The organism is Undibacterium sp. GrIS 1.8, assembly GCF_040544445.1.
Classification (GTDB): domain Bacteria; phylum Pseudomonadota; class Gammaproteobacteria; order Burkholderiales; family Burkholderiaceae_D; genus Undibacterium.
Map to the genome: position 1 here is coordinate 23,384 of NZ_JBEONQ010000014.1, position 14,420 is coordinate 37,803.

The 14,420-nt window shown below is 45.7% G+C and carries 12 protein-coding genes; 11 read left to right on the forward strand and 1 reads right to left on the reverse strand.

The window, feature by feature from the left end:
• The 10 genes from flgC to flgL all read left to right on the forward strand — a co-directional run bounded on the left by flgC (position 1) and on the right by flgL (position 10,830).
• Positions 1-405, forward strand: coding sequence for a flagellar basal body rod protein FlgC (gene flgC / locus AAKU64_RS08590; RefSeq protein WP_354330962.1), 405 nt, complete (start codon positions 1-3; stop codon positions 403-405).
• A 92-nt stretch (positions 406-497) separates the two neighbouring features.
• Positions 498-1,163, forward strand: coding sequence for a flagellar hook assembly protein FlgD (locus AAKU64_RS08595; protein ID WP_354330960.1), 666 nt, complete (start codon positions 498-500; stop codon positions 1,161-1,163).
• 97 nt (positions 1,164-1,260) lie between these two features.
• The gene (flgE, locus tag AAKU64_RS08600) at positions 1,261-2,544 is read left to right on the forward strand and encodes a flagellar hook protein FlgE (RefSeq protein ID WP_354330958.1); all 1,284 of its coding nucleotides are present in this window, start codon (positions 1,261-1,263) and stop codon (positions 2,542-2,544) included.
• A gap of 479 nt (positions 2,545-3,023) precedes the next feature.
• Entirely contained in the window at positions 3,024-3,764 is a 741-nt protein-coding gene (gene flgF / locus AAKU64_RS08605; RefSeq protein WP_354330956.1) for a flagellar basal-body rod protein FlgF, read from the forward strand.
• A gap of 171 nt (positions 3,765-3,935) precedes the next feature.
• Positions 3,936-4,718, forward strand: a complete 783-nt coding sequence (flgG, locus tag AAKU64_RS08610) for a flagellar basal-body rod protein FlgG (protein WP_354330954.1) — start codon at positions 3,936-3,938, stop codon at positions 4,716-4,718.
• Positions 4,719-4,725: 7 nt separating this feature from the next.
• Entirely contained in the window at positions 4,726-5,391 is a 666-nt protein-coding gene (locus AAKU64_RS08615; protein ID WP_354362013.1) for a flagellar basal body L-ring protein FlgH, read from the forward strand.
• A gap of 87 nt (positions 5,392-5,478) precedes the next feature.
• Positions 5,479-6,567: a flagellar basal body P-ring protein FlgI gene (locus AAKU64_RS08620; RefSeq protein ID WP_354330984.1), complete on the forward strand. Its 1,089-nt coding sequence runs from the start codon at positions 5,479-5,481 to the stop codon at positions 6,565-6,567.
• 9 nt (positions 6,568-6,576) lie between these two features.
• A complete protein-coding gene (gene flgJ, locus AAKU64_RS08625) occupies positions 6,577-7,491 on the forward strand; it encodes a flagellar assembly peptidoglycan hydrolase FlgJ (protein ID WP_354330950.1) in 915 nt (304 codons plus the stop codon).
• A 133-nt stretch (positions 7,492-7,624) separates the two neighbouring features.
• The gene (flgK, locus tag AAKU64_RS08630; RefSeq protein ID WP_354330948.1) at positions 7,625-9,598 is read left to right on the forward strand and encodes a flagellar hook-associated protein FlgK; all 1,974 of its coding nucleotides are present in this window, start codon (positions 7,625-7,627) and stop codon (positions 9,596-9,598) included.
• Positions 9,599-9,615: 17 nt separating this feature from the next.
• Positions 9,616-10,830, forward strand: coding sequence for a flagellar hook-associated protein FlgL (gene flgL, locus AAKU64_RS08635; protein ID WP_354362014.1), 1,215 nt, complete (start codon positions 9,616-9,618; stop codon positions 10,828-10,830).
• Between the two features lie 293 nt (positions 10,831-11,123).
• Here flgL and AAKU64_RS08640 read toward each other — a convergent pair whose 3' ends face one another.
• Positions 11,124-12,449, reverse strand: coding sequence for an amidase (locus AAKU64_RS08640; protein ID WP_354330944.1), 1,326 nt, complete (start codon positions 12,447-12,449; stop codon positions 11,124-11,126).
• 182 nt (positions 12,450-12,631) lie between these two features.
• On the opposite strand from AAKU64_RS08640, the gene AAKU64_RS08645 reads away from it, so the two are divergent.
• On the forward strand, positions 12,632-14,371 hold the full coding sequence (locus AAKU64_RS08645) for a glycosyltransferase family 39 protein (RefSeq protein ID WP_354330942.1): 1,740 nt from the start codon (positions 12,632-12,634) through the stop codon (positions 14,369-14,371).
• The last annotated feature ends 49 nt before the right edge of the window (positions 14,372-14,420 follow it).

Consider the following 14,420-nt stretch of genomic DNA (forward strand, 5'->3'; position numbering starts at 1 on the left):
ATGTCCTTGTTCAATATTTTTAATGTCGCAGGCTCTGCCATGAGCGCCCAGGCACAGCGCTTGAATGTGGTGTCTAGTAATTTAGCCAACGCCGATAGCGTAACCAGCTCAAACGGTCAGCCCTATAAAGCCAAGCAGGTAGTTTTTAGCGCCGTACCATCTGGCGATGCCACTGCCACATCCGTCAAGGTAAAAGAGGTCGTTGAGGACGGTAATCCGCCTAAATTGATGTATGACCCAAAGCATCCTCTGGCAGACGAAAAAGGTTATGTGGCGATGCCAAACGTGAATGTCGTCGAAGAGATGGTGAATATGATTTCTGCCTCTCGCTCTTACCAAACCAACGTTGATACGATGAATGCCGCTAAGACCTTGTTGCTTAAAACTCTGACTTTAGGTCAGTAACGAGTTAGCCAATTAAATAAAGTACTTCGAATAAAACACTTTTGTAACGCCCCTTTTTTTGTACCGCCCCAATACTGGATGAAGGATATCAAATGACCACAATAACTAATACCGTTGATCCAGCTTTGTTGGCGACGCAGAACGGCACCGCGGCGACAAAATCGACTGTGGCGGATACGCAAAATCAATTTTTAACTTTGCTAGTAACGCAAATGAAAAATCAAGATCCATTAAACCCGATGGATAACGCTCAGGTTACTAGCCAGCTTGCACAGTTATCAACTGTGACTGGTATCAATCAGCTTAATGCTGCAGTCGCAACTTTAAGCAGCAATATGATTGCAGGGCAAAATTTGCAAGCCGCCAACATGATTGGTCATGGGGTTATCGCGCCTGGTAGTGCAATTAGTTTGTCTAGCGGTAAATCGATTTATGGTATCGACCTAGCCCAAGGTGCGGACAAAGTCGATGTGGCGATTAAAGATGCTTCTGGTGCTACGGTTAAAACGATCAGCCTTGGATCAACAGAAGCAGGTCTTAGCCAATTGACTTGGGATGGTTCGACGGATAAGGGCAGTGCTGCACCTGACGGCCAATATACATTTGCCGTCACAGCCACTACCGCGGGCAAAGCAGTAGATGCGACAGCATTAAGTTTTGGGCTAGTTTCTAGCGTGACATCAAGCGCGCAAGGGGTCAAATTGAGTGTTGCCAATATTGGCGATATCAGTATGTCCGATGTGAAGAAAATCTATTAGTGTGGATCTCAGTTCAGCATCAGTTTTAACCTAAATTAGCGCAATCATTAGCTAACTTATTAGTTCAATTCTATTCCAGTAAAAAAGGGGAAACATCATGGGTTTTCAACAAGGCTTAAGCGGCTTGAATGCTGCATCAAAATCGTTAGATGTCATCGGTAACAATATTTCTAACGCCAGTACCGTTGGCTTCAAACAGGCAGAGGTGCAGTTTGCTGACGTATATGCCAATTCTCTGAACGGTGCCGGTGGTGCGCAAGTGGGTATCGGTACGAAAGTGGCTGCGATCGCCCAGCAATTTACGCAGGGTAATGTCAGCACAACTAATAATCCCTTAGATATCGCCATTAACGGCAATGGGTTTTTCCGGTTGAATACGAATGGAGCGGTGAGTTATTCCCGTAACGGCCAATTTCAGTTGGATAAAAACGGTTTTATCGTTAATGCGCAAGGCGCGCAATTGACAGGCTATGTTGCTAACGCCAATGGTACTTTGTCGACGGGATCTCCTGCTGCGATCAATATTAATACAGCAGATATTCCGCCTTCGCAAACTACTGCTGTTAATGCACTGGTTAATCTGGATTCACGTAAAACAAATCCAGGTGGTGCTACACCGATTGTATTTTCTCCTACCGATCCAACTTCATACAACAACGCGACCTCAGTTGCTGTTTTTGATAGCTTAGGTAATTCGCACGTATTGCAAACTTTCTTTGCGAAAGATCCGGCAGCTTTAACTTGGAATGTGTATGCCACCAGTGACGGTATACCTGTTGGCTACACACCGCCAGCAGCGCCGGTTGCCCTGGGCCAATTGACATTTGATAATTTGGGCAAGCTAGTTTCGGCAACTCCAGCATTTTCTGTCAACGACCCTAAGGCATTAAAAGTTGCTATTCCAGTCACGTCGGGTGCTGTAACGCCAATCTCTACACCTTTGGATGTGAAGCTAGACATGACTGGCTCAACGCAGTTTGGTTCTGATTTTAGTGTCAGTACATTAAAACAGGATGGATATGCGTCAGGCAAATTATCGAGTTTTACTACTGCTAAAGACGGCACTATCGTCGGTAGTTATACCAACGGTAAAACCTCCGTCCTTGGTCAGGTTGTTTTAGCTAATTTCACCAATCCAAATGGTTTGCAATCAATTGGCGATAATCAGTGGAACGAGACCTCAACATCTGGTCCCGCTTTGGTGGGAACACCTGGCTCTAGTGGTCAAGGGACGTTAACCTCATCGGCTGTCGAGGACTCAAATACTGACCTTACGGCGGAGCTCGTCAACATGATCACGGCTCAGCGGGTTTATCAAGCGAATGCACAGACCATTAAAACGGAAGACCAGATTCAGCAAACATTGGTGAATTTACGATAAACCATAACCTCCCGTGGCTCGCATAAGCTAAGGCGCTGCTGAATATTATGGCTATATACAGGCGTGCGAGTCTGACTGAAATTGAATGAAATGATCAGCAATATGCTGTCCCGTTAGTACGTATTGATTATTTTATACTCTAGGTAGGTATATATTAGCTGTCCATGTATTTCCTTGTTAAGGAGCTTATTTTAAGGAAAATAATGGGGAGTATATTGAATTAGCCAATGTCAGCCTACCAAAGTAAGAAAAAAAGCAGAGTAAAGATAAGGTGAAAATACGGTATTTATCTTGTTGTTTAGTACGATTTTTGTATTGATGTTAATGGTCGCAAAGCCGCAGAAAGTTAAACCATTCGGCGGGCAGCTGGCTGATATTTAGTAAAAATTCGGCCAATCTTTAGTTTTTATTTGGTAAGCAGTTTGGTCATTAGTTCGGCGGAGATTCTTGATGTATTGCTTATTAAAGAGAGGTGTGTAATGGATCGTTTTATTTATACCGCAATGACGGGAGCGAAACACATCCTTGAGCAACAGGCGACAAATTCCAACAATCTCGCCAATGCCACGACAACGGGATTTCGCGCGCAGATCGATTCTTTTCGTGCGGTACCTGTCATTGGCCCCGGATTGCCAACACGCGCCTTTGTTGTGGATGCTACCGTTGGTGCCGATTTTTCTACCGGATCATTGCAGATGACGGGACGTGAGTTAGATGTCGCAGTGCAGGGTAAAGGATGGTTAGTCGTCCAGCGCGAGGATGGTAGCGAAGCCTTAACCCGTAATGGCAGTTTAAAACTCAATGAAAACGGCGTGCTGCAAACCTTGGCTGGTCTTAATGTCGTTGGTGAGACAGGTCCGATTACCGTTCCTCCCGATGTCACTATTTCTATCGCTAAAGACGGCACTATCTCGACTGTCCCTAATGGCCCCAAAACGAGTGCGGTAGAAACTATTGGTCGTCTCAAGCTTGCCAATCCGCCAGAAGATAATCTGGTTCGCGGTGATGATGGTTTATTCAAAACAAAAGACGGCAGTGCGATTGATGCTGACGTCGCGGTGACTGTTGCCGGCGGTACCTTGGAAGGCAGCAATGTCAGCGTTGTCGAGTCTATGGTCACAATGATTAATTTGGCCAGACAATTTGAAATGAATATGAAATTACTCCAGAACGCTGAGAGTAACGCTACTAAAGCTAGTCAGATTATGGCTTTGAGTTGACTCAATTAGCCTCAAAATAACTAAAGAATAGGACTTACGCAAAACCGCCCCTGCTGCGTTGTAGCTCCTCGCTGTACTAAAAGTACTATCTTCGTCGCTACGCCTCGCCGGGACAATTTTGCGTAAGTCCTTAAGAACTGATTTGTTGCCTTCGTGCTCAGGAGAAATAAAATGATACGCTCACTATGGATTGCCAAAACCGGGCTAGATGCGCAGCAGACGCAAATGGATGTGATCTCCAATAATCTGGCAAACGTCAGTACCACTGGTTTTAAACGCTCACGTGCGATATTTGAAGATTTGCTGTATCAAACACTGCGTCAGCCGGGTGCGCAGAGTTCTCAGCAAACTCAATTGCCTTCGGGTTTGCAATTAGGAACGGGTGTTCGTCCGGTTGCGACGGAGCGTATTTTTACTCAGGGTAATTTGCAGCAGACCAGTAATAGCAAAGATTTAGCGATTCAGGGTGAAGGCTTCTTCCAGGTATTACTACCAGATGGCACTACTGGCTATACACGGGATGGTTCGTTTCAGGTAGACAGTCAAGGACAGATGGTGACTTCTAGCGGATTTGTAATCCAGCCAGCCATCACTATTCCAGCGAATGCACAATCCATTACCGTCGGACGTGACGGCACAGTGTCAGTGACGCAGCCAGGCTCTGCAGCGCCGGTTCAGGTCGGGTCAGTGCAATTGGCGACATTTATTAATCCGGCCGGTTTATTAGGTAATGGTGAAAATCTTTATACAGAAACTGCAGCGTCAGGTAGCCCTGGTACTAATACACCTGGTACCAATGGCGCTGGTTTATTGACGCAGGGATTTATAGAAACATCTAACGTCAATGTGGCCGAAGAGCTGGTGAATATGATCCAGACTCAACGCGCTTACGAGATCAATAGTAAAGCGATCACGACATCAGATCAGATGTTGCAAAAGTTAACGCAATTGTGAGTTTTTCATGATATTCAAGTCCTTCTTATTTGGTTTGTTCGCATGGTTTTTGGCTGGGTGTGCAGTTGTGCCGCCGCCAATTATTCATCAGCCGATGACGATGGCGCCACAATCAGCCAAGCCGCAAAGAGAGCTTAATGGAGCAATCTATCAATCGGCCTCTTACAGACCTTTATTTGAAGACCAAAAAGCGCGTTTGCTGGGCGATATACTGACGATCTCCATCAGCGAAAAAACCAGTGCTGGTAAGACTGGTGCAAGTTCTGCCAATAAGAGCGGCAGTACATCATTCAATGTGCCGTCATTCCTCGGCTTGTCTTCTGCTTTGACCAGCAATGCGGGTTTATCTAGTACTTCCTCAAGCAAATTTGCTGAAGCTGGGGCGCAAACCGCGAGCAATAATTTTACGGGCACGATTGCAGTCACCGTAATTGATGTTTTGCCTAACGGGAATTTATTGGTTAGCGGCGAGAAGCAAATTGCCTTTGATCAAGGGGCTGAATATGTGCGTTTTTCAGGTGTTGTCACGCCAGCTAGTATCTCTGCCGCCAATGTGGTTCCGTCAGGGCAGGTTGCTGATGCTCGTTTTGAATATCGATCGACCGCCAGAATTGATCGTGCGGAGGTCAATTCCTTGCTGACCCGGTTTTTCTTAAGCATTATTCCACTTTGATGGTGGCAATGCAAGTGCAGCACAGTGTAGTTGAGTGGAATAGAGTGGAGGCTTGAAATGATGAAATCAAATTGGATCAGACGCAGCATGGTCTGTATTTGCCTGTTGGGATCAACAGTGGCGATGCAATCCCATGCCGAGCGCCTGAAGGACATCGCTGGCATTCAAGGTGTGCGTCAGAATCAACTGCTGGGCTATGGATTGGTAGTCGGTTTGGATGGCAGTGGCGATCAGACAACGCAAACGCCGTTCACGGTGCAAAGTGTGATCAGCATGTTGCAGCAACTGGGCGTGAGTATTCCTGTCGGCACCAGTTTACAATTAAAAAATGTGGCAGCTGTGATGGTAACGGCATCGCTTCCTCCTTTTTCTCAGCCCGGACAAACACTTGACATCACCGTGTCTTCTATGGGTAATGCCAAGAGTTTACGTGGCGGTACCTTATTGATGACGCCACTCAAAGGCGCTGACAACCAAATTTATGCGATGGCACAAGGTAACGTGTTGGTCGGTGGTGTCGGTGCCGCTGCTGGTGGTAGCAAAGTGCAGGTTAATCATCTTAGCGTCGGACGTATTTCTTCCGGCGCAACTGTTGAAAAAGCTGTCGCATCCTTATTGGGACAAGATGGCGTAGTGCATCTGGAGCTCAATACCAGTGACTTCTCTACCGCGAGCAAGGTAGTTGATGCAATCAATAAAAAGTTCGGTGCCGGTACAGCGGCAGCGATGGATGGTCGGGTAATCCAGGTCAGAACACCACTTGGCAGCGATCAGCGCGTAGCGTTTTTAGGCAATCTTGAGAGTATAGAAGTCACTCCTGCCCAAATAGCAGCAAAAGTTATCCTGAATGCGAGAACAGGATCAATTGTGATGAATCAAGCGGTGACTTTAGACGCTTGCGCAATTGCGCATGGCAATCTCTCTGTAGTGATTAATACCGACACCTCAGTCAGTCAACCAAATGCGCTGTCCGCTGGACAAACTGCGGTTACACAAAAATCTGATATCAGTATTACCAAAGACGCAGGTCAGGTCGTCATGTTGAAGGCCGGCACCACTTTGAGTGATGTCGTCAAAGCACTTAACGCCATAGGCGCAACACCACAAGACTTGCTTGCTATATTGCAGGCAATGAAGGCTTCTGGTGCTATGCGTGCCGATCTTGAAATCATTTAAGGTGTTGCCATGATAGGACGCGCAGACATATCAGACAAACTGGCCTTTGATACCAAAGGCTTAGATGACTTAAAACAGTCAGCTAAAAATAATTCTCCAGATGCGCTGAAGGCGGCGGCCAAGCAGTTTGAAGCTTTATATATGACGATGATGCTTAAATCGATGCGGCAGGCTGGTGGTCAGGATGGGCCTTTTGATAATGAGCAAAGCAAGATGTACACATCCATGCTTGATCAGCAATTGTCGCAAAATATGGCAAAACGCGGCATAGGACTAGCCGATGCTTTAGTAAAACAGCTTTCCAATACACAATTAAGCCAAGCATTGCAAGGTGATGGCCTATCCCAAAACAATGGTGCAAATAATCTGAATAGCATCAACGCCCGGGGAATTGACTCGTATTTAAATAGCATGAAGCTAGGGCAAAAAGCGGCTTCATCTGATACTTCATCCATTAGCGGCACAGGAAATGTGAAAGAGTTTCAGCAGAAGCTAGCCGCCCATGCAGAACAAGCCAGCCTTGAAACAGGCATTCCCGCTAAATTTATGTTGGGGCAGGCGGCATTGGAGAGTGGTTGGGGTAAGAAAGAAATAAAATCTGTCGATGGTACGCCAAGCCATAATATTTTTGGCATGAAGGCCAATAGTAAATGGAAGGGCAAGACGGTAGATGCGGTTACTACAGAGTACGTGAATGGCGTTGCTTATAAAAAAGTAGAAAAGTTTAAATCCTACGATTCTTACAGCGACGCCTTTAAAGACTATGCCAAATTGCTGACTAATAATCCCCGCTATGAAGGCGTAATCGCTAATTCAAAAGATGCCTCCAGTTTTGCGCAGGGTTTACAAAAAGCAGGCTATGCAACCGATCCTCAGTATGCCAATAAGTTGTCAAAAATCATCAACCAAACCTTGTCAACTTAGCTAGGGTGTTTGGTTTAAAAGAGTTTGTCTAAGATTTACTTATTAAAGTTTTGAGGGATTTCTCCGAAAACAGTCTTGAAACCTCTCAATAGAGTAACAACAGAAGCATTAAAAGCGTCAGGCAGGATCATCCATGGGTTCGAATATTCTTAGTATTGGACAGAGTGCACTAGCTGCAGCGCAGATAGGAATTGCCACGACTGGTCACAACATTGCCAATGCGTCCACGGTTGGGTATAACAGACAAGTTGTTATTCAAAGTGCAAATGCACCGCAAAATTTAGGTGGTAATTTTATCGGGCAGGGTACCCAGGTTAGTGAAATTAGTCGCGTATACGATCAATTTTTAGGCCAGCAAGTTAATGCTTCGCAATCCAGCAGTAACCAGGTCAGTACTTATTATTCCCAAATTCAGCAAATCAATAATCTGATTGCTGATCCTTCTGCTGGCGTGTCGCCTGCATTACAAGATTTTTTTAAGTCTGTACAAGATCTGGCCGCGAGCCCCAATGGTACGGCTGGCTCCGCAGCACGACAATCAACATTGTCATCAGCACAAGCACTCAGCTCCAGGTTTAATAGTTTGCAAGGTCAGTTAGACCAAATCCGTAGTGGTGTGAACGATTCTATCCAGTCAACGGTAGGTTCTATCAACAGTTATGCTACGCAGATATCTCAGTTAAACGATTCCATTTCTAAAGCGCAAAGCGCCTCCAACAGCGGCGGTGTACCTAACGATTTACTTGATCAACGCGATCAACTAGTCACTGAGTTGAGCAAGCTGACCAAGGTGTCGGTCATCCCTGACGGTTCAAAATATAACGTGTTCATCGGTAGTGGTCAGCCGCTTGTTGTTGGCGATAATGTCAATACGTTACAAGCAGCGCAATCGTTAACCGATCCATCCCGCGTAGATGTAGCCTATGTTGCTAACGGACAGACGGTTTTGCTGGGTGAAAATAGCTTGCCAGGCGGAACCTTAGGTGGTCTGTTTGATTTCAGGGCGAACACACTGGATGTTGCTCAAAATTCTTTAGGACGCGTGGCGATTAGCCTTGCCAGCACATTTAACGATCAGCATAAGTTAGGCCAAGATCTGAATGGCCAACTCGGTGGTAATTTCTTTAATGTTGCAACGCCAGTGACTAATGCAAGTAGCAACAATACCGGCACTGAAACTGTGACGGCGTCCATTGCGAGTGCTGGTGCCTTGACAACCAGCGACTATCGGTTGCAATACGATGGCACCAATTACAAATTGACTCGTTTGTCTGATGGTATCGCTTTCCCTGCGCCACCCGCAACGGCGACGACTTTAGCGGCATTAGGTACCGTAGACGGTTTGACTTTTGCTGGTACCGGTACGCCAGCAGCAGGTGATGAATTTTTAATCAAGCCAACGGTTAACGGCGCATCCAGTCTGAGTGTTGCAATTACCGACATTTCTAAAATAGCAGCTGCATCGCCAGTGACAACGTCGGTACCTAGTACCAATACAGGATCAGGCGCGATCAGTGCTGGTGTAGTTGACTCAACCTACACTGCAGCAAGTTTATCTAGCCCGGTAAAACTGGCTTTTTCTGCGAACGCTTTTACGGGTTTCCCGGTCGGCTCTAATGTGAGCGTCACCAATAATGGTGTGACGACCTCGTATGGTCCTTATGTTGCCAACACACCGGTTCCCTATACCAGCGGAGCGACAATCAGTTTTAGTGGTGCTAGTTTTACAGTTTCAGGCTCTCCTGCGAACGGCGATGTCTTTAACGTTGCCGCAAACACTACAGGTACTGGCGATAGTAGAAACGCTGTATTACTCGCTGGTCTGCAAACAAAAAATAATGTCGCTGGCAATACCACTACTTATCAAGGTGCATATGCACAATTCGTGAGTTTGGTTGGTAACAAAACTCATGAATTACAAGTGACCAGCGCCTCAGAAACGCAATTATTGGCGCAGAATGTACAGGCGCAGCAGTCACAATCGGGTGTCAATCTTGATGAAGAAGCAACTAATTTATTGCGCTATCAGCAAGCCTACCAGGCGGCAGGAAAATTGATGCAGATAGCTAGTCAGTTATTTAGTGTGCTGCTCAATATTAATCCTTAAATCTTGAAAGCACGATCATGCGTATCAGCACTAGCACAATTTACGACACGGGCGGCTCGAGGATTAGCGACTTACAGGTCAGCTTAAACAAGACGCAACAACAAATCGCGGCAGGCAGAAAAATTTTGACGCCGTCCGATGATCCGGTAGGTTCTGCGCGCGCCTTGGTGATCACACAGTCAGATGCGATCAATGATCAATACGCAGTGAACAGACAAAACGCGACTAGCAGCTTGAGTACGGCTGAAGGCGTGTTACAAAGCGTAACTACCACCGTTCAAAACGTTAAGACCTTGGTTGTGAGTGCAGGTAATGGTTCTTTGTCAGACGCAGATCGTGGTTATATCGCGACCCAGTTACAAGGTAGCCTCGATGATTTGATCAGCTATGCCAACGCAACGGACGGTACAGGTGGTTATTTGTTTGCTGGTTTCTCTAATACCACGGCGCCTTACACCAGGACTGCTAATGGCGCGGCTTATAGCGGTGATCAGGGTCAACGGCTGTTGCAGGTTGATACGTCCAGACAGTTGGCGGTGAGTGATGTAGGTTCGGCGATTTTTGGCAATATCCGCACATCAACCGGGCAATTCAATATTGTCCCCGGCTCGACTAATACAGGGCAACTTGTAACTACTGCGACAATTGATCCAGCCACGCAAAATGCCTTAACTGGCAATGATTATCAGGTTGTATTTGACAATACCGGTGCTAACTTTAGTGTACTGAATAAGACTACTGGTGCCACCGTAGTTCCGAGCACTGCTTACACTAGTCCGCAGACCATCACATTTGACGGAATCAGTACCACCTTGACCAATACACCCGGAGCCCCGGCGCCAGGTGATAAATTCACGATTCAATCTGGCAATCAAGATATTTTTAAAACCTTGACCGATGTGATTAAAGCCTTAAATACGCCAACAATAACCGTAGGCGCTAGAACTGATTTGACCGCCGTTTTAGCACAAACTAATAATAATGTTGATAAATCTTTGTCTAACGTGCTTAGTTCAAGAGCGACGATTGGCACAAGCCTCAAAGAAATCGATAATCTGAATAGCGCTGGTGATACCGTTGGTTTGGTCTACAAACAATCGTTAGCGGACATCCAGTCGCTAGATTATGCGAAGGCAATCACTGAGCTGAATCAGCAACAAGTTACTCTGCAAGCTGCCCAGCAATCATTTGTGAAAACATCGTCGCTGTCTTTGTTTCAGTACATTAATTAAAATTACATTAATGAAGCTGCACTAAGCTGCCGCTACCTTATGGGCAAATGCCTTACGCAAAATGGAGATTAAACCTTGCCTGCTGGTCGGGCACTTTCTCTTAGTGTTTCGTGAGTGCATTGCTCTAATCAGGATACTCCCCTAAATTTTTTCATCAAATGCCTTATTGTCTAGGCTTTGTACGGTCGATTAAAATATACCCATGGTGAGTATATTTTAGTCGTCTCGATATGTTTTGCTTTATATAAAGCCAATCGCTGGTTTTTGACTTGAAAAAATCTATTTTGTACGAGCTAACTTGTACTAACTAACGCGGCTTCAATCGCACGGGCAATGGCTAAAATTTTGGCGTCTGTATTCGCCACACCAGCAATGCTCAAGCCAACTGGCAAACTATCAGGAGTGTTGCAAGGAATAGATATTGCGCAGCCATTTAAAATATTAATGGTCGCAGTGTTTCTCAGAAGTTGTCCGTTGATATCAAAAAACACGTCGTCGGATGCTTCCAGATCGGCAATGATGGGCGCAACAATAGGTACTGTCGGCATGAGCACGGCATCAAATGGGGCAAATAAGGTTTCCATTATTTGTATCCATTGTTGGCGCGCTTTGTGCAAATCAATATAGTCTGCCGCAGATAAACTTGCGCCGAGCTTGATTCTTTGTGCCACTCGATGATCGTATTCATGTGACCTGTTCGCTAAGAGTGTGCGATGCCAGGCATACGCTTCTGATGCTGAGAATGAGCCCATTGCCCGGTAATCAGCCAGCGGACGCATTTCTACTTCAATGATGTTTGCTCCCGCTTTGGATAAGCAAGACAGGGTATTGCTAAAGGCACGGGCGACCGCGTTGTCCAAGCCATCTAGTACTAATGTTTGTGGTATTGCCAGACGTAAGCCCTTTAACGGCAAATCAGTGATGGTAAGTGGATGATCCGCAATGATGTGATCCATCACGATGCAGTCGTCAACGCTATTTGCCATGGCGCAAATGGTGTCTAAGGTAAATGATAACGGCACCGTACCCGCGTTAGAGACTCTGCTGGCAGTTGGTTTAAATCCAGTCAATCCACAGAGCGCAGCAGGGATACGAATCGAGCCTCCAGTGTCAGAGCCAATTGCGGCGATACATAAGCCCGTAGCAACAGAGACCGCCGCACCAGAAGACGAGCCACCTGGTATCCGTGCTACCGTCTGATCCGCTGGATTGGGTGCCGTACCATAATGCGGGTTAAGCCCAACGCCAGAGAAAGCAAATTCAGTCATATTGGTTTTGCCGATAATCGCAGCACCAGCTTGTCTTAGACGACGCACAACTGGCGCATCTCGCAATGCTGGCGCAGCGTTTCTTAGAACGACGGAACCTGCTAAAGTTGGCTCTCCCGCTACGTCCAATAAATCTTTAATTGAAATCGGCAAACCTGCAACTGGGGATAGCGCAGGCATGCCAAGGCTGCGCATGCTGTCAGCCTGTGCCGCAGCCGCTAAAGCGGATGCGGGATAGAGTTTCGTAAAGATAGAGCGACTTTGGGTGGCAACCTCAAGGCTAGCCTCGATCAAAGCTTTGCGAGAGTAAGAATTTAGTGCGCTAATTGATTTGGAATTGTTGGGCTTCATGCGAAAATAGCAGGCTAGAGGATTAAGGAAAAGCGCAATATCAAAACATAACTTAAAAATACAGTTTAAAAACACGACTGAAAAAACAATACCATAAACGCCTGCTGGCTAAGCACTTCATTCAACAGCCTATGAATACAGTCATGCGCTATTACCGTATCAAGAATATTTAAATTATTTTAATGCTGCAAACCTCGCAAGCGACCACGAATAAAAACGCGTTTATCTTATCCATCCCAATTTGGCTGGTGTGGGTGATCGCATTTTTATTCGTGGGTATCGGTTTGGGCAGCTACGCCATTCTCGATAATAACGAGGGTCTATATTCGGAAATATCCCGAGAAATGTTGCACTCTGGCGATTGGCACCAGTGGATTATTCCACATTTGAATGGCCTCGCCTACATGGAGAAACCCCCCTTGCTGTATTGGCTTACAGCAGTGTCGTTTGCTGTTTTTGGTGAGTCTGAATGGTCAGCCAGATTGGTGCCTGTCATCTCCTCTTTGTCTTGTGTCGGCTTATTGCTTTGGTTCGGATGCAAATTAGGACGGCCTCAAACCGTGCGCTTAGCCGCAATCATGTTTGTGTCTGGTCTTGGCGTCACCGCGATGTCGCGCACTTTAATGTTTGATATGTTACTGACCGCTTTGTTGACAGCGGCTTTAATGTGGGCATATTTTTTTATTATCAGTAATGATGCTCGCGCCTTACGTTTTGCTTATGCTTTTCTTGGATTGGCAGTGATGGCGAAAGGATTTATTGCCATCATTTTGTTTTGTGCCGTCATCGGTAGTTTTATCTTAAGTCAATCGAAGTCCATCGGCCATTTTTTGACGAGCTTAGGTAAATGTTGGAATTGGAGAGCGATCGGCATTTTTTTATTAATTGTTCTGCCCTGGCATGTAATCGCTGTTCTTACCGAGCCAATTTTTGCCTGGTTTTATTTTGTGAATGAACATGTATTGCGTTTTTTAGGTAAGCGCGAACCACATGATTATTATGCCGGTGCGTGGTGGTATTACTTGCCTAGAATGGTGCTTTATCTCTTCCCTTGGTCATTTTTATTACTAGGTGTATTTTTTGGTAAAAAAATAAAAAACCAAACTGAAGTAAGTGAGCAGGCAGGTCAGCAATCGAGCAAAAAAATAAGTCATCAGTTGCAGTGGTTTTTAAGTTTTGCCTGGATAATGCCAATGCTGTTTTTCTCTATCTCCAGCGCTAAGGCAAATTATTATCTGGTAACGGTCATGCCCTTAGCCAGTTTTCAGCTAGCGATCTTGCTAGAAGAAAGACAATATGGCGGTCGATGGGGACGTTTATTACCTGGTGTGATACTGACGATCTTATTTGCTTGTCTGGCATGGTTTTTACTTCATCATCCGCAAGATAAACTGAACTCCGTACAGATCATGGGATTGAGTGCGAGCCAATTTGTTCTCTATGCTTTGTTTGCACTAATCGCACTTGCCATGATGTCTGGCGTGATGGCATGGCGTTGGCCGCGAATAGGTATCTTGGCCTATATTTTGTTGCCTCTTACGACATTATTTATGTTCCTCAATATTTTGCATGTTTCTGCTGAGTGGACATCAACTCGCCCACTTGCGAGCGTTCTTAATAATCAGCACCCGGAGCGCAAAGTATTTTTATTTCAAATATTTGAAGACCAGTCCTCGCTAGCTTTTTATCTAAAAAAACCAGTTTATGTAATCGAGAGTCGTAGCAGTGATTTGTTCTGGGGGAATAAGCTGCATAAAAATAATATTGTACTGAGTTCTTCCGATTTTGAACATGCAGCAAATACGCCATCTTTAGCGGTAGTCGTGTTGAACCGCGACGTCGCCTTGTTTACCTCCAAGGCGTATGCGAAGAATTTTAGACTTAGTCAAAAATTTGCCAATGTAAGTCTATTTTTGAACTAAGGTCTTGTGCTCATCCTTTGCACAAGTGCATGCACCATTACTTAGACTG

Coding starts and splice junctions, on each gene's coding strand:
- AAKU64_RS08645 (WP_354330942.1), top strand. CDS start 12,632: ATGCTGCAAACCTCGCAAGCGACCACGAATAAAAACGCGTTTATCTTA.
- flgF (WP_354330956.1), top strand. CDS start 3,024: ATGGATCGTTTTATTTATACCGCAATGACGGGAGCGAAACACATCCTT.
- flgC (WP_354330962.1), top strand. CDS start 1: ATGTCCTTGTTCAATATTTTTAATGTCGCAGGCTCTGCCATGAGCGCC.
- AAKU64_RS08595 (WP_354330960.1), top strand. CDS start 498: ATGACCACAATAACTAATACCGTTGATCCAGCTTTGTTGGCGACGCAG.
- flgL (WP_354362014.1), top strand. CDS start 9,616: ATGCGTATCAGCACTAGCACAATTTACGACACGGGCGGCTCGAGGATT.
- AAKU64_RS08620 (WP_354330984.1), top strand. CDS start 5,479: ATGGTCTGTATTTGCCTGTTGGGATCAACAGTGGCGATGCAATCCCAT.
- AAKU64_RS08615 (WP_354362013.1), top strand. CDS start 4,726: ATGATATTCAAGTCCTTCTTATTTGGTTTGTTCGCATGGTTTTTGGCT.
- flgK (WP_354330948.1), top strand. CDS start 7,625: ATGGGTTCGAATATTCTTAGTATTGGACAGAGTGCACTAGCTGCAGCG.
- flgJ (WP_354330950.1), top strand. CDS start 6,577: ATGATAGGACGCGCAGACATATCAGACAAACTGGCCTTTGATACCAAA.
- flgG (WP_354330954.1), top strand. CDS start 3,936: ATGATACGCTCACTATGGATTGCCAAAACCGGGCTAGATGCGCAGCAG.
- flgE (WP_354330958.1), top strand. CDS start 1,261: ATGGGTTTTCAACAAGGCTTAAGCGGCTTGAATGCTGCATCAAAATCG.
- AAKU64_RS08640 (WP_354330944.1), bottom strand. CDS start 12,449: ATGAAGCCCAACAATTCCAAATCAATTAGCGCACTAAATTCTTACTCT.